The 20723-nt window shown below is 66.0% G+C and carries 28 protein-coding genes; 10 read left to right on the top strand and 18 right to left on the bottom strand.

The annotated features are described in order from the left end of the window. The first annotated feature begins 96 nt into the window (after positions 1-96). From metC to EV292_RS20745, 4 genes are all read left to right on the top strand, one after another. Positions 97-1314 carry a cystathionine beta-lyase gene (gene metC / locus EV292_RS20730; RefSeq protein ID WP_243693895.1) on the top strand — a complete coding sequence of 406 codons (1218 nt, stop codon included), beginning with the start codon at positions 97-99 and terminating at the stop codon, positions 1312-1314. A gap of 80 nt (positions 1315-1394) precedes the next feature. Further along, positions 1395-3851, top strand: coding sequence for a TonB-dependent receptor (locus EV292_RS20735; protein ID WP_132911178.1), 2457 nt, complete (start codon positions 1395-1397; stop codon positions 3849-3851). 139 nt (positions 3852-3990) lie between these two features. Then, a complete protein-coding gene (locus EV292_RS20740) occupies positions 3991-4770 on the top strand; it encodes a sulfite exporter TauE/SafE family protein (protein WP_132911179.1) in 780 nt (259 codons plus the stop codon). A 12-nt stretch (positions 4771-4782) separates the two neighbouring features. Then, positions 4783-5019: a DUF6356 family protein gene (locus EV292_RS20745; RefSeq protein ID WP_132911180.1), complete on the top strand. Its 237-nt coding sequence runs from the start codon at positions 4783-4785 to the stop codon at positions 5017-5019. A gap of 399 nt (positions 5020-5418) precedes the next feature. On the opposite strand, the gene EV292_RS20750 is transcribed toward EV292_RS20745, so the two are convergent. The 6 genes from EV292_RS20750 to EV292_RS20775 are packed head-to-tail and all read right to left on the bottom strand — an operon-like array spanning position 5419 to position 9651. Beyond that, positions 5419-5856 carry a hypothetical protein gene (locus tag EV292_RS20750; RefSeq protein ID WP_132911181.1) on the bottom strand — a complete coding sequence of 146 codons (438 nt, stop codon included), beginning with the start codon at positions 5854-5856 and terminating at the stop codon, positions 5419-5421. Positions 5857-5858: 2 nt separating this feature from the next. Then, positions 5859-6116 carry a type II toxin-antitoxin system Phd/YefM family antitoxin gene (locus EV292_RS20755; protein WP_132911182.1) on the bottom strand — a complete coding sequence of 86 codons (258 nt, stop codon included), beginning with the start codon at positions 6114-6116 and terminating at the stop codon, positions 5859-5861. A 31-nt stretch (positions 6117-6147) separates the two neighbouring features. Then, positions 6148-6690 (bottom strand): hypothetical protein, encoded by a 543-nt coding sequence (locus tag EV292_RS20760; RefSeq protein ID WP_132911183.1) that lies wholly within the window; start codon positions 6688-6690, stop codon positions 6148-6150. Continuing rightward, positions 6687-7277 (bottom strand): hypothetical protein, encoded by a 591-nt coding sequence (locus tag EV292_RS20765; protein ID WP_132911184.1) that lies wholly within the window; start codon positions 7275-7277, stop codon positions 6687-6689. The genes EV292_RS20760 and EV292_RS20765 overlap by 4 nt, the downstream gene beginning before the upstream one ends. Then, the gene (locus EV292_RS20770; RefSeq protein WP_243693896.1) at positions 7274-7531 is read right to left on the bottom strand and encodes a hypothetical protein; all 258 of its coding nucleotides are present in this window, start codon (positions 7529-7531) and stop codon (positions 7274-7276) included. Before EV292_RS20770 ends, EV292_RS20765 begins: the two co-directional genes overlap by 4 nt. Continuing rightward, positions 7531-9651, bottom strand: a complete 2121-nt coding sequence (locus tag EV292_RS20775) for a DNA cytosine methyltransferase (RefSeq protein WP_243693897.1) — start codon at positions 9649-9651, stop codon at positions 7531-7533. The genes EV292_RS20770 and EV292_RS20775 overlap by 1 nt, the downstream gene beginning before the upstream one ends. 396 nt (positions 9652-10047) lie before the next feature. Here EV292_RS20775 and EV292_RS22820 point away from each other — a divergent pair, with 396 nt between their 5' ends. Together EV292_RS22820 and EV292_RS20785 are read left to right on the top strand one after the other, a co-directional pair. After that, entirely contained in the window at positions 10048-10218 is a 171-nt protein-coding gene (locus tag EV292_RS22820; protein ID WP_165927217.1) for a hypothetical protein, read from the top strand. A gap of 44 nt (positions 10219-10262) precedes the next feature. After that, positions 10263-10775: a CPBP family intramembrane glutamic endopeptidase gene (locus EV292_RS20785; protein ID WP_165927218.1), complete on the top strand. Its 513-nt coding sequence runs from the start codon at positions 10263-10265 to the stop codon at positions 10773-10775. Here the strand turns inward: EV292_RS20785 and EV292_RS20790 are convergent. Both EV292_RS20790 and EV292_RS20795 read right to left on the bottom strand, forming a co-directional pair. Then, on the bottom strand, positions 10772-11467 hold the full coding sequence (locus EV292_RS20790; protein ID WP_132911188.1) for a methyl-accepting chemotaxis protein: 696 nt from the start codon (positions 11465-11467) through the stop codon (positions 10772-10774). The two genes, EV292_RS20785 and EV292_RS20790, sit on opposite strands and share 4 nt — an antisense overlap. A 64-nt stretch (positions 11468-11531) precedes the next feature. Further along, positions 11532-11990, bottom strand: a complete 459-nt coding sequence (locus EV292_RS20795; RefSeq protein ID WP_132911189.1) for a hypothetical protein — start codon at positions 11988-11990, stop codon at positions 11532-11534. Positions 11991-12070: 80 nt separating this feature from the next. On the opposite strand from EV292_RS20795, the gene EV292_RS20800 reads away from it, so the two are divergent. Further along, entirely contained in the window at positions 12071-12448 is a 378-nt protein-coding gene (locus EV292_RS20800; RefSeq protein ID WP_132911190.1) for a hypothetical protein, read from the top strand. A 3-nt stretch (positions 12449-12451) separates the two neighbouring features. Here EV292_RS20800 and EV292_RS20805 read toward each other — a convergent pair whose 3' ends face one another. Then, the gene (locus tag EV292_RS20805; RefSeq protein ID WP_207913502.1) at positions 12452-12808 is read right to left on the bottom strand and encodes a DUF3768 domain-containing protein; all 357 of its coding nucleotides are present in this window, start codon (positions 12806-12808) and stop codon (positions 12452-12454) included. Between the two features lie 27 nt (positions 12809-12835). Between EV292_RS20805 and EV292_RS20810 the strand changes: the two genes are divergently transcribed. Further along, entirely contained in the window at positions 12836-13045 is a 210-nt protein-coding gene (locus EV292_RS20810) for a hypothetical protein (protein ID WP_132911191.1), read from the top strand. A 3-nt stretch (positions 13046-13048) separates the two neighbouring features. On the opposite strand, the gene EV292_RS20815 is transcribed toward EV292_RS20810, so the two are convergent. The 5 genes from EV292_RS20815 to EV292_RS20835 all read right to left on the bottom strand — a co-directional run bounded on the left by EV292_RS20815 (position 13049) and on the right by EV292_RS20835 (position 17780). Beyond that, positions 13049-13981: a hypothetical protein gene (locus tag EV292_RS20815; protein WP_165927219.1), complete on the bottom strand. Its 933-nt coding sequence runs from the start codon at positions 13979-13981 to the stop codon at positions 13049-13051. 1 nt (position 13982) lies between these two features. Further along, the gene (locus EV292_RS20820; RefSeq protein ID WP_132911192.1) at positions 13983-14432 is read right to left on the bottom strand and encodes a hypothetical protein; all 450 of its coding nucleotides are present in this window, start codon (positions 14430-14432) and stop codon (positions 13983-13985) included. 112 nt (positions 14433-14544) lie between these two features. Then, positions 14545-15840 (bottom strand): hypothetical protein, encoded by a 1296-nt coding sequence (locus EV292_RS20825; protein WP_132911193.1) that lies wholly within the window; start codon positions 15838-15840, stop codon positions 14545-14547. 77 nt (positions 15841-15917) lie between these two features. Continuing rightward, on the bottom strand, positions 15918-17237 hold the full coding sequence (locus EV292_RS20830; RefSeq protein ID WP_132911194.1) for a hypothetical protein: 1320 nt from the start codon (positions 17235-17237) through the stop codon (positions 15918-15920). Positions 17238-17279: 42 nt separating this feature from the next. Further along, on the bottom strand, positions 17280-17780 hold the full coding sequence (locus tag EV292_RS20835) for a hypothetical protein (protein ID WP_132911195.1): 501 nt from the start codon (positions 17778-17780) through the stop codon (positions 17280-17282). Positions 17781-17870: 90 nt separating this feature from the next. On the opposite strand from EV292_RS20835, the gene EV292_RS20840 reads away from it, so the two are divergent. Then, positions 17871-18263 carry a VOC family protein gene (locus tag EV292_RS20840; protein WP_132911196.1) on the top strand — a complete coding sequence of 131 codons (393 nt, stop codon included), beginning with the start codon at positions 17871-17873 and terminating at the stop codon, positions 18261-18263. A gap of 125 nt (positions 18264-18388) precedes the next feature. After that, on the top strand, positions 18389-18595 hold the full coding sequence (locus EV292_RS20845; protein WP_132911197.1) for a hypothetical protein: 207 nt from the start codon (positions 18389-18391) through the stop codon (positions 18593-18595). Here the strand turns inward: EV292_RS20845 and EV292_RS20850 are convergent. Genes EV292_RS20850 through EV292_RS20865 form a run of 4 tightly spaced genes read right to left on the bottom strand, consistent with a single transcriptional unit; the run spans position 18586 to position 20565 of the window. After that, positions 18586-19260 (bottom strand): hypothetical protein, encoded by a 675-nt coding sequence (locus EV292_RS20850; RefSeq protein WP_132911198.1) that lies wholly within the window; start codon positions 19258-19260, stop codon positions 18586-18588. The genes EV292_RS20845 and EV292_RS20850 overlap by 10 nt on opposite strands. Before the next feature lie 16 nt (positions 19261-19276). Continuing rightward, positions 19277-19594: a hypothetical protein gene (locus EV292_RS20855; RefSeq protein ID WP_132911199.1), complete on the bottom strand. Its 318-nt coding sequence runs from the start codon at positions 19592-19594 to the stop codon at positions 19277-19279. A 20-nt stretch (positions 19595-19614) separates the two neighbouring features. After that, positions 19615-19908 carry a hypothetical protein gene (locus EV292_RS20860; protein WP_132911200.1) on the bottom strand — a complete coding sequence of 98 codons (294 nt, stop codon included), beginning with the start codon at positions 19906-19908 and terminating at the stop codon, positions 19615-19617. 12 nt (positions 19909-19920) lie between these two features. After that, positions 19921-20565, bottom strand: coding sequence for a hypothetical protein (locus EV292_RS20865; protein WP_132911201.1), 645 nt, complete (start codon positions 20563-20565; stop codon positions 19921-19923). Between the last annotated feature and the right edge of the window lie 158 nt (positions 20566-20723).

The raw sequence follows: 20723 nt of genomic DNA on the forward strand, positions 1-20723 counted from the left end.
AAAGAAACGGCTTCGCGTTGGAAAATCGGGTGGGACCATCACCCCATCCTTGAGTGACAAACGTGTGAACACAGCGGTCTCCGAGCGAGGCCCGGCTTGAAAGGACGAACCATTCTCGACGCGGCAGAATCCACGCGCATGATCCATGTCGGCGAGCCTGGCTCGCCGCTCGCGAACACGCCGCTGCCGCCGGTACAACGAGCGTCCACCGTCCTGTTGAGCGACAGCGGCTGCTTCGGCGGCAAACCGCCTGCCGGCCCGACATATGGGCGGAGCGGGCTGACCACACAGGCGCGCCTGCGCACGATGCTGGCGGATCTGGAACATGCGGAGGATGTCCAACTTCATCCGTCGGGCCTCGCCGCTGTAACCGCGACGATCCAGGCGCTGACGAGCGCAGGCGACGAGATCCTGCTGGTCGACAGTGTCTACAATCCCACTAGGCGCTTCATCGAGGGCACCATGCGGCGCTTCGGTGTAACCGCGCGCTATTTCCCGCCCACGGCAGGCGCGAACGAGATCGCCGCGATGATCGGCAGTCAGACCCGCTTGCTCGTGCTGGAGAGCCCCGGCTCGCTCACCCTCGACATGCAGGACGTTGGCGCCATCGCTGCGGCAGCGCGCGCGCGCGGGGTCCGCACCATGATCGACAACACCTATTCGGCTGGCGTCTTCTTCAAGCCGCTCGACCACGGCGTGGACGTGAGCGTGCAGTCGCTCACCAAATACGTCTGTGGGCACTCCGACGTCTTCATGGGCATGGCCGCCAGCCGCGGCGAGACATCAGCGATCCTGGCTCGCGCGAGCATGGAAGCAGGATGCGCGGTGTCGCCGGACGATGCCTATCTGGCGGTCCGCGGATTGAAGACGCTGCATGCTCGCCTCGGCCTGCACGGCGAGGCGGCGCTCACCGTGGCACGCTGGCTAGCCAGCCAACCTGAGGTGTCGAATGTGCTCTGCCCGGCGCTCCCTGGCGCTCCCGGACATGAGCTGTGGGTGCGGGACTTTACCGGCACGTGCGGCTTGGTCAGCATCGTTCTCGACGCCACCGTGCAAACGGCGGGCGCCATGCTGGACCGCCTCAGCCTCTTTGGTCTTGGCTATTCATGGGGCGGCTTCGAGAGCTTGGCCATCCTTTGCGACGGGCAGCTGGCGGCGCGGTCACACCCCACTGGTCTCACCGGTCCCTTGATCCGGCTGCATGTCGGCCTGGAAAACGTCGACGACCTTATCGCCGACCTCGACAAGAGCTTCGGTGCTGTTCGCGCCGAACCTCGTAATAACGTTCAAAAAGAAAAGATTGCCGCAGGTTGATGCACGGACCGTCCACAAGGACGGCCGTCTGGAACGACAAAGATTAGCGGGAGGAAGCTCCAGCTCCAGAAGGGGACATCATGCGTAGCCGTTATCTGTTTACCACCGCACTCGCCGTTTTAACCTTACTGCCGGTACCCGCCTTTGCACAGGAGGCGGCCGATGCGGCCAGCACTGAGGCGGGGGGTGACATCGTCGTGACCGGGTCGCGCGGCCAGCCGCGTACCGTCACGTCCTCACCGACGCCGATCGACGTGATCGACGGCGAGCAGCTGTCCCGTCTCTCGGGCAGCCTGCAGCTGCGTGACGTGCTGACGCAGCTCGTCCCCTCGTTTCAGGCCCAGCAGGTCGGCAGCTCCTCGTTCGACAGCGTGGCCCGTCCTGCGGGCCTTCGCGGCCTCTCTGGTGTGCACGTGCTCGTTCTCGTCAACGGTAAGCGGCGCCACAACTCCGCGCTGATCAACCTCAACTCGGGCAACGTCTCGGCGGGTGGCAATCCCGTTGACCTCGACCAGATTCCGGCGAGCGCGATCGAACGGATCGAAGTCCTGCGTGACGGTGCCGCGGCGCAATACGGCTCGGACGCGATCGCCGGTGTGATCAACGTCATTCTCAAGAAGAACGCCACCGGTGGCAGCCTCAGCATGGAGGTCGGTCAGCGGTACCGGGACGAGGTAAACGGAAGCGATGGCGAGACCGCCACGCTCCAGGCGTCACACGGCTTCGCTCTCGGCGAACGCGGATCGCTGACCGTGTCGGTCGACGGCAAGTACCAGAATGCGACGGTGCGCAACTCCGATACCCCCGGCAATTTCTACTTCCCCGTCAACGGACAACCTGATCCGCGCGAGGCAACCGTCAACCGGCGAAACTACCAGGGCGGCCTGCCGCAGCTTCGGCAGGTTCAGGGGGCACTTAACGGCCAGTATGATCTCGGCAACGTCACGGCGTACATGTCCACGACGCTTGGATACCGAGAAGCACGCGTCGGTCAGGCAGGACGCAAGCCGAACACCACGAGCAACGTGATCGCGATCTACCCCGACGGGTTCACGCCCTATTACACGCTGCAGGAAACGGATTTTCAGTCCACCGCCGGGCTGAAGGGGAGCGTCGGTCTATGGAGCGTGGATCTTAGCACCACCTATGGTCGCGATTATGCCCGCAGTGGCGCCGACAACTCGATCAACGCTTCTCTAGGCGCGCTCAGCCCAACGACCTTCAACACGTTCAGTGCCGCGTTCGACCAGTGGACCAACAACCTCGACGTCACCCGGTCGTACAAGATTTTTGGCCGAAATCTGCAAATCTCGGCTGGTGCTGAGTATCGCTACGAATCCTACGTGACAAAGGCGCTCGATCGAGCGGCGTACCAGAACGGTGGCTACGTCTACCCGGCCGGTATTCCGCTGGCAGGCCAGCCCGGCGCCGTTGGCGCTCAGGGTGCCGTCATCGTCACACCGGCCGACCAGGCCGACATCAAGCGCAACGTCTGGGCCGGCTACGCCGACCTCGCCCTCGACGTGACCGACCGGTTCCTTGTGACCGGCGCCGTTCGGTACGAGACCTACGACGACAGCTCGGGGGACGTATGGAGTGGCAAGGTCTCGACGCGCTACAAGGTTTTCGACTGGCTCAACGTGCGTGGCGCGTTCTCGACGGGGTTCAGGGCACCGAGCCTTGCGCAGCAGGCCTACGCCCAGACATCGACCCAGTTCAATCTGGTGGGCGGAGCGTATCAGCTGATCGAGTCCAAGATCGTGCGCTCCGGCTCGCCGATCGCCAACGCACTCGGCGCCGCGCCGCTCAAGCCCGAGCGCTCCCGCAACTACAGCGTCGGTCTCGCGCTGACGCCGCTGACGGGTCTGTCCGTCACCGTCGATGCCTACCAGATTGACCTCGACGATCGGATCACCCTGACCGGCTTGCTGTCGAATGCCGGCGTGCGCGCGATCCTGCGTCAGAATGGCTTCTCGGGCGACCAATACGTTCGCTTTTTCACCAACGCGATCGATACGCGCACGCGCGGTATCGACGTGGTGGGCAGCTACAACATCGGGCTCGGCAATCTCGGGCGCCTTCGCGCGACCGTGGGCTACAACCACAATGAGACCCGCATCCGCGCCATTGCGCCCACGCCCAGCCAGCTGGCCGGGCTGAACCTGACGCTGTTCGATCGGCAGACCCAGGGATACTTCACGGTCGGCACGCCCGAGGACAAGCTGATCCTGGGTGCCGACTGGACACTCGGCCGCTTCGGCTTGAACGTGAAGGAGACCCGGTACGGAAAGTGGGCCTCGCTGAACAACACGCCGTCGCTCGACCAGTTTTACGGCGCCAAGTGGATCACCGATGTCGAAGCCGGCTTTGACGTGACGGACAGCGCTCGCGTCGCTGTAGGTGCCTACAACGTGTTCGACACATACCCCGACAAGAACACTGTTCCCAATACGATCGGAAGCTCGATCTACGGATCGAACTCGCCGTTTGGCGCTTACGGAGGCTATTATTACGCTCGCCTCTCATTGAAGCTTTGATCTGAATTCGGCGGGAAGGCAGATCTTCCCGCCACCTTCGACCGCACCGACACTGCCATCACGCCGACACATCGTGCCGGCGAGTGACAACGCGTGCGCATGGAGAATTGGCTGTGACCACCCGATCAGGACTGCCACCGTGGATTTGACGACCCTGCAATATGGCCTGGGCGTCGCCTCTGGGAGCGTCATCGGCTTCGTTCTGGCGCTCGCGGGAGGTGGCGGATCGATCCTTGCGGTTCCTCTCATGCTGTACCTTGTGGGCGTTACCAACCCGCACGTGGCGATCGGTACCAGCGCCTTTGCAGTGGCCGTTAACGCCGCAACCGGCCTTCTTAGCCATGCTCGCGCCCGTACCGTACGCTGGCGCTGCGGGCTCCCGTTCGCGGCTAGCGGCGTGGCCGGCGCTGTTGCCGGCTCGACACTGGGCAAAGCTTTCAACGGCGCGCAGCTGGTCGTGTTCTTCGGCTTCTTGATGCTGGGCGTAGCCGGCCTGATGCTGGCGCGCAGCCGATTGGTGACCGCATCGGCGAGTGAGGCTCCCGCCGGTGGCCGCCTGCTTCGACTGTGCAGCCTTGGCGCGGGAAGCGGGAGTGTGGCCGGCTTCTTCGGCATAGGCGGCGGCTTCCTGATTGTGCCCGGCCTGGTCACGGCTACCGGCATGCCGATCCTCGAAGCGGTGGGCACGTCGTTGATCGCCGTGCTCGCTTTCGGCCTGACGACCGCAGCGAACTACGCGCTGTCCGGTTTCGTCGATTGGCCCTTAGCCGCAAGCTTCATCGCAGGCGGAGTGGTGGGGTGCGCCAGCGGAAGCGCTCTGGCGCGTCGTCTCTCGACCCGCCCCGGCCTTCTCGAGGTGCTGCTCGCGCTCCTGATCGCCTTCGTCGCAATCGTGATGATCTCAAAGTCTTTTTCCTGAAGGAACCGCTCCATGCTTCGCCGGCTTTTCAATCAGCACCCTCGATCGGTGAACGAGACCTACTGGCAGCATCTGCGCCATGCGTCGTCGTTCTCCGGCGCCATGCTCAAAGGTGGCTTTCTCTGCGGCGTCCACGCTTTGCTGCCCTTTGTGTTCGAACGATCGGGCAGTGAAACGATTAAAATGCTTCATGATCGCATGGTTCTTAATCGGACCGGCCAGACTACGAACGAGAGATCGGTCCCATGACCTATTGCATCCCAAATTCCTAGCCTCTTGATGAGCTAGCGCTGCCGTCAGTGCCGTCCGGTTCGCAAATAGGCCTGAATCGATATCTCTTGCCGCAGCACATCACCCAATTTTGCGAAGACGTGGTCGCACGAACACGCAATCACGGCGGTCACTGGCGCGTGGGCTGAACACCTCGCATCGGATGCTTGGTGAGTAAGCCGGACCGTCCACCAGAGTAAGCGAGCCAGCTGCTGTCGCAGCCGGCTTAAGAGCGCAAGAGCCGCGACGACGCCGCTTCAGCGGGGGCTGCGCTGCGCTGCTTGAGAGGCTACACGCTGCCCCCGCTGCTACCAAGCAGTGTCATTTCTATTTAGCGCAGAATGTGCCTTTTCTAACTGGCGGCAACACCCCGATCGGTTACTCTGTGCGAGTCACGACCTTTACTAGCCGCTGATCGACAAGCTCCAGCCAACGATCCCGAACCTTGTTGTAGAGCGCCTCTGGCAGCTGTCCATAGACGATCGTCTCCGGCTTGGAGCCGGGCACGACCCGCGTGTCCTGGTTCGGCCAAGGAGTGCGGTTCAGCTCCGACAGGATGATCCATGACCGCTCGTCGTCGAGCTTGAGACGACGCTTCACGGCCTGCGGGATCTCAATCGCGAGCGCGGGTTCGATCGGCGGGCTGTGCGTGATGGGAAGGACGAAGACCTCGGTACGACCGTCGCGCATCTGTTGCGACAGCAGCAACGCGCACGGCCGCTCCTTGCGGCCGTCCTCCGCGCCGCGATCGGCCTCGCGCTTCCAGAGGTATTCGTAGCGGATGACCTGGCCAGGACGCGGCGTCGGTACGTCCACCCTCAATCCAGCTCGTGGTTGAAGGCCTTGGACTCCTCAGGCGCCTTCGAGGCGGCGACAGCGTCGCGCATCTCCTGCGTGACCTCGTCGAGAGACATCGCCACGCGGTCGCGGCTCTTCAGGCGGGTATATTCCTGCATCGACATGAGGACCAAAGCCTCGTCGCCGCGGTTCGTGATGGTGAGCGGCTCGACCAGCGCCCGCCGGCTGAAGCGGCCAAACGCCTTCGAGACCTCACCGGCTGTCGCTGACTGCACCATGGCCGATCTCCTCATCCGTATAATACGGATCTCACCCTCTCCTTTCAACCGCTCGTTGCTCCCGCTCACCGCGCAGCCGGTCGACCAAGCCGGTGTCGGCGTGCGACTGGATCAGTCGCTCGAGAGCGTCGTCGGGGAGACATCGCGGGTCCATGCGCGCGCCTTTGGGCTTCGGCGCCTCACGGCCCAGCGCCAGCAGCTGGCGTCGGTTGCGGACCTCAACCAACAGGGTGCCGCGCTCCGCCCGTGTAAAGGCACGATCGAGGCCGTAGAGCCACCCTGCCCGCGCTTCCACAAGCATCGCCTCGCAGCGGGCCAGGTCATCATCGTGGCGGCATTCCCGAATGCGCTCCACGGGCAGCGCGCGAGCGGTCTCTCGCGTGCGCCAATAATGCTCGCTGCTCGGCGCCTCGAGGGCGAAGAGCCGATGCATGAGGCGGACCCAGGCGCCCATGCTTTCCCCCGCGAAGGGCTTTGCGGCCTTGCGCGCCGCGGGCCGATAGCTCTTCATCGGTGGAAGCGTGCGTGGTGGCTGCTTGTCTCCGTAGAAGAGGTCGGGTTCGCGCCAGCTCACTCGACCGGCTCCAGGTCTCGCAGCTCGGCGAACTCGATCTTGGCGGTGCGCTCACCGCCGACTGCGTCGAAGAAGACGTAGCAGTGATCGTCGAAGGGAGCGCCGCACAGACGCCACACGACGCCTTCGCGCCCGAGGTAACGCTGGATGCCAAAGGCAGGATCGACCGAGCCCGGCGCGTCCACCAGCCGCACCCGCCGGCGCACGCCGACCCAGTTACTGGCCTTGCGCACGATCGCGTCCCTCTCGCCGCGTGTCAGGATCGATGGCCGGTCCGAGCGCGGCGGCCCGAAGGTAGCGAACGGATCGCCCTTGATACGCTCGAGCTTCTGCTCGATCGTCTCGATCGGCGCGCGCGCCCACTCGGGCGCGGCCGCGTTGCGACGATAGTGTGTCATCGTCGTCGAGGAGAAGAGATCCTGCTGATAGCCGATGACCCGGCGCCGGCGCTGTGCCTCGGCATAGTCGGCGCGCCAGCGATCATCATCCGTCATCGGTCGGGGTTGCTCGTCGGCCAGTCGCGCGAGCGCGAGCAGCTCCTCGAACTCGTCGCGGGACACCGTCGCGATCCGCGGGTCGTACCTCATCGCAGCACCCGGGCGACGTGACCGGCATAGACCGATACGACCTTCCAGTATGCGGCCATAGGTGCCTTGTGGCGGCGCCAGCAGTCGTCTGCCCGGACCTGCGCATCGCCGCGTAGCTCGAGCAGGAGCTGGCGCAGCTCGGCGCGCGCGGCCGGCGAGAGCGATTGAAGGCGCGCGACGCTGGGCAGCGCCAGCACCGGGTTGCGGACATGCGGATGACTCGACCGCAGTCGAGTTGGGCCCGATCGCTGCATCATGCCTCTCCCCAGTCGAGATCCTGCCGGTGGGTGATCGCCTCGATCGGCGCATGGTCGACCGCGAGCGCCATGCGGAGCGGCGAAACCCAGATGGCCTTGTCGGACAGCGTGAAGGTCTCGCCGAGCTTGGCGAGAAGCAGCGCCTCGCCGATCTCCTCGGCCATGCCCTGCGCTGCGGCCGAGGGGACGGCATTGCCGATCCATTCTCGTTTCTGCGCGTCGGAGCTGCCCTCGAGGTCGAACGGCTGCTCCATGGACCAGGAGCCTCGTTCGCCGTCGAAGCGGAAGACTTGCTCGGGATCGAACAGCCATTGAAGCGCTGCGAGCTCGAGCGTGGTGAAGGGCCGGTGCCACGTACCGTCCGCGGCGATGATGCGCGCGACGACGCGATCGTTCGGCGATGGCAGCGCGACCAGCGGCTCGGGTTTGGGTAGCCGAGGATCCGCGACCGACCACTTGCCGCGGTCGTACTTGGCATGGCCGGGTACGGCCACGCTCGTGTCTTCCCAGCCGAGGACGCCGTAGTGCGCCTGGCTGTTGTAGCCGTGCTGGTCACGCCCGCCCGCACTGAGCCCGATCGGACGGGGATCCGCGACCGACAGTGCGCCACCTGCAGGGTGAACCGCGCCCGTGACCACCTTGGCCGTGTCGCTGAAGTCGGTGACGGCGAGGATGTTGCGGTGGGTGCCGGCCGCGTATCCGGGCCTCGGGTCGGTGACTGGCTCGCCGACTTCGTCGATCGGCACGATGCGGAAGACATTGCCGAGCTGGCCCGCCGCGGTCGTGCCACGCGGATCCGAGATCGCGTACGGCCCGGTGCCGACCGACACATCGGCCTTGATGCACGGCGACGGCGCCGACCATGGCCGGACGCCGAGCTGGACGCTCTTCGGGTGCGCATCGAAGCGAGGGTCGGCAACCGCATGCGCGCCCGCGCTCGGCTTCGGACTCCCGCGGACCGTGGCGGCGCTCTCGCTCCAGCGCTTCACGCCGAGCACGTTGCGATGCGTGGCAGGACCATAGTCCGGCCTCGGGTCGGCGACGCTGTGCGCGCCGTTGGTCGGGCCGTTGCGTCCCGTCACGGTGCCAGCATGCTGGTGCCAGTCGCGGACGCCGAGGACATCGGCGTTCCAATCGGCCGAGACGCGCACGTCGGCGACCGAGAAGCGACCCTGAGCCGGCGCGCGCGCGGAGGTAAGGGTCGGCGCGGTATCCGACCAGTCGAGCACACCGAGCGCGTTCTCGCGCAACGTCTGCTCAGGCACGATGCCGAAGTCACGCAGCCGTCCATCGATCACTGCCAGATCGTTCAGCGCGCGCCAGTCGCGCCCCGCCGGCACGAAGGCGAGCCGCACCCACGTCTTCCATTGCAGCGCCGGCACTCGGTGCATCACGCCCGCGGCCGGGTCGCCCGGCATCGGCAGCTTGCCGATCACCTCGCCGACGCCGCGCAGCCGCTTCTTGGCCGGCTGGTAGATGAAGTTCGGCACCTTGGAGGGATGGCGGAACAGCCGGAGGAAGCGCTTGCGGCGCTGCGCGAGCCCGCCGATCGCGCCGCAGTCGTGGATGCTGTCCTCGACGTCGCTGACGACATAGCCATAGGCGCGGTACAGCGCGTCAATCTGAGCGAGGAAGCGGGCACCCCGCGCGGTCGCGATGCGCGGCACGTTTTCGAAGGCGACGATCGCGACCGGGTCGTCGCGGTAGGCCTCGAGGCTCAGCATCATGCCGCGCGTCGTCAGGTCGTTGAGCGCCTGGTACTTGGCGGTCTCGGCCGTGCGCGCCGACAGCAGGCCTGAGAAGCCCTTGCACGGGTAGCTCGCGAACAGCACGTCGAGGCGGCCGAAGACGCGGCGGATGTCGAGCGGCGTGGCCTCGCGCCAGCTCGGCTCCGGCGCACGTTGGTGAAAGGCGCGGTATTGGGCCTCGGAGAAGAGGTCCATCACGGTGCCCTTCACGCCCGTCAACCGTTCGAAGTTGCGGATCGCGCCCTCGTCGACGTCGATCCCACCTGCGCACTCGAAGCGGCCCCGCAGCGGCCCGACGCGAGGGTTGGCGGCGTTCATGCCGGCAGCGCCGGCTCCGAGCCCGCACGCCATATGGCCGTGGCGGATCACCACCTCAGCGGTCGCGTGGCGGAATGCGTTCATGGTGAGGCTCCCGGATCCGGATGATCCGCCTCTCCCCTCTCCCTTTCCTCTCCCGCGCCCGCTCGCCGTGGCAAGGCTCGATCAGCTACAGCATCAGCGCAGCTGGGTCGTTGCTGCGGGCAGCGGCCTCGTATCCTCGCCACCATGCGCGATCGAGGCGGGTGCCGGCGCGAAAGCCGCTCGCGGTGTTTCCGAAGACGAAGGCGCGCCAGGCTGCCTTGTCAGCCTCCCACTCCGCCTTCGTTGGAGCTGGACCGAGCAACGTCATGATATTGAGCACAGGCCGCGGACGGGATTGACGTGCTCGCGCGGCGTGAGACTTAATGCTGCTCACCGACGATCTCCTGATCCTGAGAGGTGGATATGCTCGACTTGGCTGCTGCGCCGACGCGGCCCCCGCCCGCTGCTCAGCCATCGACCGCGCCGTCGTTGTGGCTCGTTGCCGCGCTCCTGATCGCGCATCAGGCGGCACTCACCGTGATCCATTACATCGTCGGACCTGCCATGGGTCTCGACCCGGCCTCCGAGCGCTGACCGCGGCGACGATCGTACTGGCGGCGCTGCTGGTCTTCGGCCTTGTGGCGCTCGATACGCGGCGGGCAGGCCGCGCGCGCGCCGTACTGCTGACGTCACCGGCCTGGAACGGGCGCACCGCGACCACGATGGTCATCGGCCTTGCCGTTGCGCAGATCCCGCTCGGGATCCTCGCGCTGCAGGGAGCAACCGTGTGGCAGTCGGGTGTTGGCAGTAACCTCGAGGTAGGCCGGGCGCTCGTCGCGTCGCTGTCCGGACCTGCAGGTCTGGCCCTCTTGGTCGCCACGGTGATCGTCGCGCCGATGGTGGAGGAGCTGCTCTACCGCGGTTACCTGCTCGGTACGCTGGTTGACCGCGGTTGGCGCGTCGCCGCGGTGCTGGTGTCGGCCTTCCTCTTCGTGACGCTCCATTTCGAGCCGGCGAACCTGGTCGCCTCGCTGTGTCTCGGCCTCGGAACCGGCATCTGCGCGCTGCGCACGCGTTCGATTGTGCCGGGCCTTCTCGTCCACATTGCCAGCAACGCCTTCGGCATGTGGTACGCGCCCCTTGCCGGCTAGGATCGGGTGCTTTGTGAGGTGACCTTGCCGTCCTCGCGGTGTCGATCAAGCATCTGCGTGGCGCGCTCGGTTGCCGCTCGCGTATCGCTTGCCAGCTTCTTTACCTCGGAGGCGACCACGGCGAAGCCTCGCCCGGCGTCGCCAGCTCGTGCAGCCTCAATTCCGGCATTGAGCGCAAGGAGGTTCGACTGGCCGGCGATGGCAGTGATCGTAGTGACGATCGCGCCAAGCTCGCCCATGGTCGACTGCATCGAGGCCTGGTTGGCCTGAAGCGCCTGCTCGAGGCGAACCTTCCGGGTCACGTCCACCGCGATTTTGAGCAGCCGCTGCACCACGCCGTCAGCGTCGAAGATCGGGTTGTAGCTGGCCTGAAGCCATATCTCGGACCCGTCGGCGCGGCGCCGCATGAACTCGCCCTGCTCGAAGTCACCGTCTCGCAGCTGCTGCCAGAATTGCCCGTATTCGGTCGATGCAGCGTAGTTGGGATCACACAGCACGCGGTGATGCTGCCCCGCGAGCTGCGGCAGGCTATAGCCCATAAGGGAGAGAAACCGCTCGTTGGCCCATGTGATGGTGCCGTTGGTGTCGAATTCGATCACGGCCTGCGAGCGGCAGACAGCGTTCCACGCCGCGCGACAGTAGCCTTCGCTTGGTTGATGGCCGTGGGGTCGGCCGCGCTCAGTCAGCAACATAGATTACGTTTACGCCGAGCGGCGCAGCCTCGCCAGTGTTTCTGGCGATGCGTCGCTGCCTACATCAGCAGCAGAGTGCCCAACGTTCCGCCTCGTCGATATCGTCGAAGTAGCGCGATATCTCGCTGCTTAAGATGCGCCTGATCTGGGTCTTCAGCAGCCCGCTCGGCAGGACAACCGCGACCGGATCTCCCTCACGGTAGAGGTCTGCGATCTCACGCTGAACGAGGCTGGCCACCTCCTGCGACTGCGTTTGAGCGCGGCGCAGATCAGCGACGGCGCGGGCTGGTCGACCCTCGGCATGGATCCGGCGGACGCACTTCGCCCAAGCGGCGAAGTGCTGCGCGGTCATGTCAAGTTGCCAGAAACCCTCTGCTTCGCCGCGTATCAGGCCGAGCGACCAATAACCGAAAAACCCTGGTAACCCGACGAACCCTCGGCGTTGCGGAACGTGAACGTGTCTCGAGCTGCCACCGCGACCATCGCCATCCTCAAGCAGCGTGACAAAATGTTGCTGCTTCAACGTCGTCTTAACGGTAGTTAGTTAAGGAATGAGGTTCGGCGACGCGCCGGAATGACCTACCTGGCTTCGGAGTATCCCGAATGTCTACGCTCGACGCTGCCGCTCGCGACCTGGTCTCCGCGATGGACACGGTGCTTGATGCGATGAAGCGGATGACGGCGTCGAACCTGGCCGAGCTGCTGTCGACCCGCTTCAAAAGCCGCGTCACGCTCGGTGCTTTCTTGAAGGCGCTGGATGAACGCTGTTCCGCATTGCGCGGCGGCACTGAGGCAGAGGCGGCGTTGTGTCGAAGCCTCGATCAAAAAGTCGCATTGGTGGGACCGATGGTTCACGATCATATCACTAAATGGAACCCGGCTACCATTTCGGCTGATATCGAGGGGTACAAGGCTGCCGTCGGCCACATGCAGCGAGACATTCACTCGATCATCGCCCAGGCGCAGCGGCTTCCGCGCTAGTCGCTACAGGTCCTCGCGCACCATGATGGTCAGTACACGCCTCGTGACGGCCGCGTCAGCCGGGTCCTCGGACCCGTACTCGAGGGCGAGGTCGTAATAGTCGATAGCGAAATAGATTGTGTGTCCCCGCAGCTCGAACTCGCCACGGTGCCGCTCGAGATCCCCGCTGTCGAAGGTGTGTGCCCGCAAAGCGGCCAAGATCTCGATCTGCGCGACCAGGGTCGACACGCCTGCCTCGGCGAAGGTCGCGAGGCAGGCGCGGGTCATGACGATGCGTGCCCGGCGGTCCAGCCCTTTTCGGCAGCGATCGTTAAGCGCGCCGATGATCTTGGTGCGCGATGGGCGAACGACGTTGTCCATGCTGACTCCCTTCGGTAATCGGGTGGGATGCAGATCTTTGCGGTCATCATCGCGCTGGTCGGCGCGGCCGCGTTCGAGGGCATGGCCCTGCTCTACCGGCGCCGGATCATCCCGGCCGGGCCACTCATCGCCTTGGCGACAAGCATCCTGCTCACGATGGTTGGCCTGACGATCGTCGGCGTCGCACCGGGGCAGCTCGTCATCGTCAATCAGGCCTCTGCCACGAACGATCAATGACGTTCACGCGGCGAGCGGCTCTCCCGTTTGCCGTGTCATCAATCCGGCATTGAAGCGCTCGAGCCAACTCTGCATCGTCGGCCGCTCGCCGACCGGCACCATGGCAGCGACCTCCTGGAAGCGGATCAGGTCGCGCGGAGCGTCGCGCCAAATCCGATCGATCTCGCGCGACGGCAGCAAGCCCTCGGCGCGGATGAAGTCGGTCATGCGGCCCGGGCGCGCCTTGGTCGACCGGCGCCACAGGCCCTCGACCGTGTGCAGCCGCGGCGCAGCGCGCGCCTCGACGAGTACGATGAGGCGCAGGCACCAGCGCGGCAACTCGCGGATCTCCTCGGGCCGGTTGGCGATGCACAGCCAGCACGCCGACTTCGGGGGCACCGGCAGGCCCTCGGCGATGATGCGCGCCACGCAGGCGTCCCGGTCCCAGCCCCACTCGCGCAGCGGCGAGCGGCAGTCGTATAGCGGATCCTCGATCGACAGCGCGTGGTTGGCTCGCAGCGTGTCACGCGGTCCTGCGTCATAGCCGATCAGGCGAATGACGCGCTGGCCACGCGCCCAGGCGTCTTTCGCCGGCTGCCAGCCTGCGAGAAATGCGTCCTGCGGCGCCTTCTTGTATTTGAGACTGCAGCTCGAGCCGCCCAGGCTTTTGCTCGGCAGTGTCGCGTTGGTCAGGCACATCTCCAGCAGCCCGTAGTAGGGCGGCCAGTGCTTGAAGTGCTTGGGCGTGTACGAGACCAGCTCGTGCCGAATGCCGTATGCATCCATCCACGGCCGGATCACATCGAGGTAGGCGTAGGTCGCCGGCTTCTCGACCCCGGTGTCGGCGCTCAACACCAGGTCGGGCTTCTGCCCGCGCGCGACCAGCTCGACGAGAAGTGCGGTACTATCCACGCCGATGCCGTACGCGAGCACGACGGGAGGGGGTCGCATTTCCATGTCAGATCCCTCGACCATTGAAGGTTGCGACGATGCCGGCGAGCGACGCGGCCTCGGCCAGCGCGGCCCTGACCAAGTCCTCGGCGATCGCCGGCATGCGGAAGGTGATGGAGGTGCCGCGAGCAATCGGGTCGGGCGAGATCGCGATCAGGCGTCTGCCCGTCCAAGCCGCGGCGGTAATGTGCGCGCTCCAACCTTGATGTGCGGCACGCGACCAGGAGCGGACGATTACGTCGCGCCCGGCGAGACTGAAGATGCCGAAGCGCGGCAGCGGGTGAGCGAAGATCGAGCCGGGCTCGTCGAGCCCATGGCCGTCATCGCTGAGCTGTAGCAGCCGGTCGCCGGCTGCGCCGATCACTGCGACATCGACGCAGCCAGCGCCGCTCGCGCGCGCTGCCTGGAGAAGCTCGAGCAGCACGTCGGTGATGCTGTCGGCGAACAGCTCTTGCACCGTGCCGACCGCGCTCGGCGCGGCGGTGGGTGCGATCGAGGCGGGGAGCATGGCGGTCTCCTTCTCGCGGGCCCAATCCCGCGACCACCTGCTCCCCTCTTCTCTCCCTCGCTCAGGGCTGAGCGGCTTCGGTCAGCTTGACCCTGGCGGCTTTCAGCCGACGCACGCTCTCGGCCAGAAAGAGGCCTTCTGACTCTAGCTCCGAGACAGTCTTCCGCCGCGCGGCCAGCTCCGCCAGCCGACGATCGATGGCGTCCGCGGTCACCGTGATCTCGTCGACGGTGAAGTGGATGGCGGAAGGTGGAGGCGGCAACCGCAGCGGCTGGCGCACCTCAGGCCGGCTCTCGGTAGACGCGAAGATGCACCAGAGGTGCGCCTCAGCGTCGAAGAGCTCGTCGAAAGCTTGGCTGGAGTTGCTGACGTTCACGATCCACCGCTCGCCGTCGCGCTCCATGAAGCCGGCCGCGTAGATCCGTCCCGGGCTGTCGCTGCCATCGACCCTACCCAGCTCCTCGCCAGCAGCGGCGAGCCCGTCGACGTCGCGGGCGGTGAGGCGCCAGGCGTCGAACCGCTCGCCCTCATCGGAGGCGGTGAGATAGTGCGCCGTCGCGATCTTCCACGCCGCGTTCACGCGCTCGAGATCGTCCTCGAACGTGACCGGCTCGGCGGTCGGCAGCAGAGGATGGCCCCGCTCGGCCTCCCATGCGGCGAGCATCACTATGTTGGCATCGACGAAGTCGTGCGAGGCACACGTACCCTTCGGCGCCACGCGGTTACGCAGCCGCATGTCCCGCCACTGCGCGGGCGTAAGCTCGAGAGCGAGCCCGCGCGCGAAGGCGCACGCAAGCGCCTCGACCGCGGCCGACGCCAGCACCTCGTCCCAGTCGGCGCCGGCGTAGATGGTGGTCAGCTCGCCCACGGCATCGCGCCGGTTGAAGCTGAACCGCGGCGCTTCCGGAAACTCCCGCTTCGACGGGTCGGCATAGTCGACCCAGACCTGCGCGGCCTCGCCCATCGGTCCCACGCACGGGCCGAAGCTGGGCGCAGTGTCATGGTGCCAGCTCATTTCCGACCAGCGCTCCGGGATCGGCATCATGGTCGCGACTGGATAGTCCGGAAATTGCCACGGCCAGTTCCGGTCCACGGCCTCGGTGGTGAAACGGTCGGCCAGCGAGACCATGCTGTCGCCCGCCATTTCGCGATATGCCGCGATCGTCTCGGCATCGCCGTCGGCGCCGGCGATGAGCGTCCGCAGAACGTAGGGCCATGTCGCCATGCCGACCGACACGTTGAGGAAGCCGTTCCAACGGGTGTCGTCGGTGTAGCCCGGGAAGGTCGGACCTTCGCCGAACGTCCAGAGGATCGGGCGTACGGGGTGATTGGCTGACGCGGGCACGGACTGGGGCATTAGGTGGCTCCTCGCCGGCTCATTCCGGCGTGCCCGCTCCCCTCCCCTCTCCTCTTTCGCGGCTCGGATCAGTGCGGCTACGCCGCGTGCCGAGCCGAAGCTGCCATCATCGTCGTGGCGGCCCCAAAACGCCGCAGCGTCGCCGCCATCTCCGACCGTAGCTTGGCCTTGCTCGAGACGATGATCTCGGACGCGATTGGCGTGCCGTCGGCATCGGCGTAGCCGGTTGCGAGTTGCCCGTTGCCGACCTCGACCCGGATCAGTTGCCCGCGCACGGGGGCTGGCCCGACGTGCCGCACGGTGAACTCGCCGAGCTTGCCGACCAAGCCCTGGATCAGCTTGCCCCAGCGGATATGGCCCGCGGCCATGTTCTCGTCGTCGCCATAGCCGCGATCGAGCCATGTGCGCAGGTGGGTACGCTGCTGCAGCTTGGTGTTCCGCGTCCGCTCCATCGTCCGGCATAGCGGCAGTGCGCTCGCGATACCGTCGAGCAGCCGCAGCTCGTCGTCCTGAAGCGCCACCAGGATGTCGTCGATCTCGCGCCCGGACAGCACTTCCACCAGCTGCTGGCGCAGGGCGGCGCCGGTAACCTGCCGGCGACCGCCTGAGCTCGCGCTCGGCGTGTAGTCGCCGGCGTGAACGAAGCCGCGATCTGTCAGGATAAGGAGCGTCATGGCTTCGGCGCCGGGCCGATCACGCACGATCCGCAGGAAATCCCACTTGGCGCGCGCCGGATCTCCGCCAGCGAGGTCGCTATCGCTGAGGATGGCGAGACGGCGCGACCAGCGGGCCGGTCGTGCTTCATCACCGGGCTTCGGCCAGCTGCTGGGCAACGGCCGCGCGGGCGCGACAGCAACGACGCTAGCCGGCATGTTGCCCTGACGGTGCAGCGCCAGGTTCGCGCGCCGCGCCGCGTCGAACAGGTCGGTGCGGTCGCCACCCCCATCCGTGAAGCCCTGGTCGTAGGCCGCACGGCGGGTCTCGAGCGGCGCATTGCACGGGATCCCGTCCGGGTAGTGGTGCGGCCAACCTACGTGCGCCGCGTACCAGCCATCGGCATAGCGGTTGGCGACGTCCCAGTCGTAGCCATACCGATCGCGGCCGTTGAGGATGGCAAGCTCGCCTTCGTTCGCCTTGCCCTCGCGTGCCTCGTTCTCGGTGAAGGCGAAGTTCGTGGCATGGCGCTCGGCTTCGGCCTCGACGCGCATTTCCTCAAAGACGGGGCGCGTCGCGATCACACGCGCGCGGCTGCGGGCGTGGCGATCGGCGAGCGGCGCGCTGGGTGGCAGGTCAGGATAGTCGCGCCACGCCTTGGCGAGCGCTTCGGCGTGGGCAGGCTTGCGGCCGCGTGCCAACCAGGTTGCGGCATCGGCGGGGTTGAAGGCGGTATCCGGCATGGTGGCCTCGCTGGTCGACGCGCCCGGGCGCGAGCAGGTGGATCAGGTGGTCGCCAGACGCGCGCGCGCGATCGCCGCTTCGTCGGGGAAGGCGGTCGCGAGATTGGTGTGCAGCGCCTCGAAGTCCGCGACCGGGAACGATCCATCCGGGCTTGGTCTCGTCGTCTGCAGCGCGCCGATCACCAGCTCGGTGACATCGGGCCGATGGATCGTGGCGACGCTGCCCTCGTAACTGATGGGCGGGGCGAAACCGCCGTCGAGCCAGCGTGCCAACCCTTCTTCCACGGCCTCGGCATAGGCCTGGACAGCCTCGTCCTCCTCGTCGTCGATGCGGAGCGACAACGTGCGGTACACGCCGAAGTCGTGACGATTGGCGAGCGGCTTGAGGCGGCAGCCTGCGGGCGGCTGGCCGTAGCGAGCGATGATCGCGAGCTTATAGGCGAACACCTCATAGGCATTCACCGCCTCGAAGTCGGGCGTGTGGCCCAGCTGGGCGCAGTCCTCTTCGGCGGGTGCACCGCCAAGGTCGATGATGTCGGACATGGGAAGATCTCCTTCGATCCGCATGGATCGGCACTCCCCTCCCCCTCCTCTCTGCTTGGCAGAGGATCTGTGTGGCGGCAGGAGGCGCGCATGCCGCAGCACCTCAGCCTCGTTGCCATCGTCGTCGACGAGTACGACACCGCAATCGACTATTATGTCGGCACGCTCGGCTTCGAGTTGCGCGAGGACGCGGTACAGAGCCCGACCAAGCGGTGGGTGGTGGTCGCACCGCACGGAGCCTCCACGGGCCTGTTGCTCGCTCGCGCAGCCGACGAGCGGCAGCGGCACGCCATCGGCAATCAGAGCGGTGGCAGGGTCTTCCTCTTCCTCGAGACCGACGACCTGGTACGCGACTACCAGATCTATCGGGAGCGTGGCGCTCGCTTCGTCGAGGATCCGCGGTACGAGGCTTACGGTGTCGTCGTCGTGTTCGAGGATCGATACGGCAACCGCTGGGACCTTATCCAACGTGCCGGCGGGTGAGGGCGTGACGAACGATTGCTGGCACCCACGCGTCTTAAATCATTAACCAAATTTGGTTATTGGCGCGCGACCGCCGGAGAAGCGGGTCGACGCAGGGTGGGACCTGCGTGTCGCAGGGAAGAAACATGCAGAACCCCTATAATGAAGGGCTGGCGCATGCGCGTCGGAAGGGATCGACTGTCGCCGATTGCCCCTACAGCTCGGTTCTGATGGCGCATGAGCGCCAGCAGTGGCTTTCTGGGTTCCTGTCCAGGCAAGCCCACGTGCACGCGCCTACGGCGAAGGAGCAAGGCAGCCGCGAGCTCCCCCTTCTTGCCGATGTCTACGCCTGATCCTTCTCGACGCTCGCCGTGGGGAAGCGTTCTTCGATTACCAGTGTCTGCCATTGCAGACGGTCACGTCCAAGCGCTGTGGCCCGATCGAGCATCTGCTCAAGAGTGGTGCTCAAGCGGTTGAGCGAAGCCGCGTAATCGGTGTCGAGCTCGTCAGCCTGCTGCGACGTGGGGGAGACCGTGGCTCGTGCCTTTCGGTGAGCCTTGCTCAACGCAGGCATGTGCCGCTGTTCGATACCTTCAAGCTCGATAGTGGCTTCCTCACGCAACTCTTCAGGCACAGCCTTGAGGCGGGCGAGGAGCCCGGTAATCCGTGCCTCTGCCATTCGCGCGTCGATGTTCATCGGCAGGGTAGCAGTCAGGAGCTTCGGTCGCGGGGCGGCCCCTTCGGAAGGTCCAGCTAGCTCGATGTATCCCATACCTGAGGCGTAAAGCGTCCCGCCTACGAGGATGAGCACAACGGCCAGCGACTTGACGACATTGCCGCTGAGCAAATCGGCTATCTGCTGCAGCGGACTGGCGGGATCGGCGTCAACGCGGTTTCCGAGTTCGGCAAACTGCGATGTCATGAAGTTCGCCGCTGAGAGAAACACGCCAAGCAGTGCGCAGTGAAGTCCGATATCGAAGCCGCCCTTTGGCGATGTGGGCTGACGGTGGTCATCCATGTCGTAGCCCCCTCCGTTACAGATCACGACCAAAGCGCTGACGCTTCATGACCGCCTGCGCGGGTCCATCGAAGCTTCCGAGCGTCTTCAGCCGATCGGTCTCTAGCGTGCTGGCGAGATCGGCAGGCAGCTCGGCATGGGACGCTGCAACGGCAATCGCCGCGGCCGCGGTAGGCAGCTCGCGCGGGCTCGTGCCTTCCCAGACGAAGGTCTCTCGCTCGCCCTCGTCCTCCGGGTCCGGGCGCGACACCTGGACGTAGAAGGTGTCGAGCGGCCGGTCCCATCCGATCGCGACGGAGACGCCGGCGGTTCCGGCGAAGGTATGACGGCTCATCGTCCAATCTCCCTCGAGGGTTAGTCGGCCAGCGTGATCCACTCAGCGTGCCACGGCCGCGGGTGAGGCGCAAAGCGCAACGCGCCCGGGACGGTGAGATGCGTGGTCATCCGCTCGACCAGCCAATCGACGTAGTTCTGGCCCTCGGCCAAATCTTCGGCGAGCAGCTCGTCGAGCATCGCCGACTGGCGCGCCTGCGCGTCCGACAGCATCGACCAGTCCAGCGCGTCGAGAAAGCGCTCACGCCGCTCAACGTACCGCGCGATGCGCGCGAGGTCGGCCCGCGCGATGGCGAGCGCATCCTGGATCCACATTGTTCGTGCTCCTCAGGCGGCGATCAGCGCGGGCACGGTGCCGGCGGGCTCGGGGGCGGTGAGGCCCAGCTCGCGCGTAAGGCGCTCGGCGAAGCGGCCGGTGTTCAGCAGCTCGGCCATGGCGGCATGCAGGTTGGGCTGCTCGAGGCCGTTCACAACCGCGCCATAGGCAACCTCACGACCCTCGTACCGCCCACCGACCCGAACGACGACGGCGAGGTCGGCCGCAGCGAGAATGACATAGCCGGACTCGGCCGTTGTCCCCTGCGAGGAAATGACGGTGTAGCTACCGTCGATGAGGTGCAGCGCCGCGGCGAGCTTCTCCAGCTCGGCCCGCGCGTCCATGTGGAAACGCTCCTTGGCGACCTGGTCGTAGGCGACGCCACGGATCGCGATGGAGAGCAGCGTCGGGAACCGCCGCAGCGCGTCGATCCTGCGCCGGCAGGCATGCAGCAGCACCGAGCGCGGCGCGCGGTTGGTCGAGACAACCGCCATATGGCGCGCCAGCAGGACCATGGCGGGATCGCTGTCAGGATCGACACCGGCGTTGCGGCAATCGGCAAGCGCCTTGGTCATGGCCTGCAGGGTGACGGTGATCGTGGGTAGCGAAGCTGCATCCATCGCCTGATGGTGGCGGAACGGTACGTCGAAGCTCATGACGCCTGACTCCATGTGAGAGGACCTGGCGCGACACCTCACGCCCGCCTCTCACTCCCCCCTCTTCTCCGCGGCTCAGGATCCTCCCCGTGGTCGTCAGCCCCTCGGGGCTGGTCGCCCTGGCGCTTTACGGGCTCGGATCGCTCGTCTCCGATTAA

It is taken from the genome of Sphingomonas sp. BK235 (assembly GCF_004345855.1).
In the GTDB taxonomy this organism is placed as follows: Bacteria; Pseudomonadota; Alphaproteobacteria; order Sphingomonadales; family Sphingomonadaceae; genus Sphingomonas.

Excerpts from the sequence above, each read along its gene's own strand:
- EV292_RS20840 (WP_132911196.1), top strand. The coding sequence starts at position 17,871 with ATGCCGCAGCACCTCAGCCTCGTTGCCATCGTCGTCGACGAGTACGAC.
- EV292_RS20850 (WP_132911198.1), bottom strand. The coding sequence starts at position 19,260 with ATGGATGACCACCGTCAGCCCACATCGCCAAAGGGCGGCTTCGATATC.
- EV292_RS22820 (WP_165927217.1), top strand. The coding sequence starts at position 10,048 with ATGCTCGACTTGGCTGCTGCGCCGACGCGGCCCCCGCCCGCTGCTCAG.
- EV292_RS20745 (WP_132911180.1), top strand. The coding sequence starts at position 4,783 with ATGCTTCGCCGGCTTTTCAATCAGCACCCTCGATCGGTGAACGAGACC.
- EV292_RS20845 (WP_132911197.1), top strand. The coding sequence starts at position 18,389 with ATGCAGAACCCCTATAATGAAGGGCTGGCGCATGCGCGTCGGAAGGGA.
- EV292_RS20765 (WP_132911184.1), bottom strand. The coding sequence starts at position 7,277 with ATGAGGTACGACCCGCGGATCGCGACGGTGTCCCGCGACGAGTTCGAG.
- EV292_RS20815 (WP_165927219.1), bottom strand. The coding sequence starts at position 13,981 with ATGGAAATGCGACCCCCTCCCGTCGTGCTCGCGTACGGCATCGGCGTG.
- EV292_RS20770 (WP_243693896.1), bottom strand. The coding sequence starts at position 7,531 with ATGCAGCGATCGGGCCCAACTCGACTGCGGTCGAGTCATCCGCATGTC.
- EV292_RS20735 (WP_132911178.1), top strand. The coding sequence starts at position 1,395 with ATGCGTAGCCGTTATCTGTTTACCACCGCACTCGCCGTTTTAACCTTA.
- EV292_RS20800 (WP_132911190.1), top strand. The coding sequence starts at position 12,071 with ATGTCTACGCTCGACGCTGCCGCTCGCGACCTGGTCTCCGCGATGGAC.
- EV292_RS20855 (WP_132911199.1), bottom strand. The coding sequence starts at position 19,594 with ATGAGCCGTCATACCTTCGCCGGAACCGCCGGCGTCTCCGTCGCGATC.
- EV292_RS20805 (WP_207913502.1), bottom strand. The coding sequence starts at position 12,808 with ATGGACAACGTCGTTCGCCCATCGCGCACCAAGATCATCGGCGCGCTT.
- EV292_RS20835 (WP_132911195.1), bottom strand. The coding sequence starts at position 17,780 with ATGTCCGACATCATCGACCTTGGCGGTGCACCCGCCGAAGAGGACTGC.
- EV292_RS20865 (WP_132911201.1), bottom strand. The coding sequence starts at position 20,565 with ATGAGCTTCGACGTACCGTTCCGCCACCATCAGGCGATGGATGCAGCT.
- EV292_RS20790 (WP_132911188.1), bottom strand. The coding sequence starts at position 11,467 with ATGTTGCTGACTGAGCGCGGCCGACCCCACGGCCATCAACCAAGCGAA.
- EV292_RS20810 (WP_132911191.1), top strand. The coding sequence starts at position 12,836 with ATGCAGATCTTTGCGGTCATCATCGCGCTGGTCGGCGCGGCCGCGTTC.
- EV292_RS20830 (WP_132911194.1), bottom strand. The coding sequence starts at position 17,237 with ATGCCGGATACCGCCTTCAACCCCGCCGATGCCGCAACCTGGTTGGCA.
- EV292_RS20755 (WP_132911182.1), bottom strand. The coding sequence starts at position 6,116 with ATGGTGCAGTCAGCGACAGCCGGTGAGGTCTCGAAGGCGTTTGGCCGC.
- EV292_RS20825 (WP_132911193.1), bottom strand. The coding sequence starts at position 15,840 with ATGCCCCAGTCCGTGCCCGCGTCAGCCAATCACCCCGTACGCCCGATC.
- EV292_RS20860 (WP_132911200.1), bottom strand. The coding sequence starts at position 19,908 with ATGTGGATCCAGGATGCGCTCGCCATCGCGCGGGCCGACCTCGCGCGC.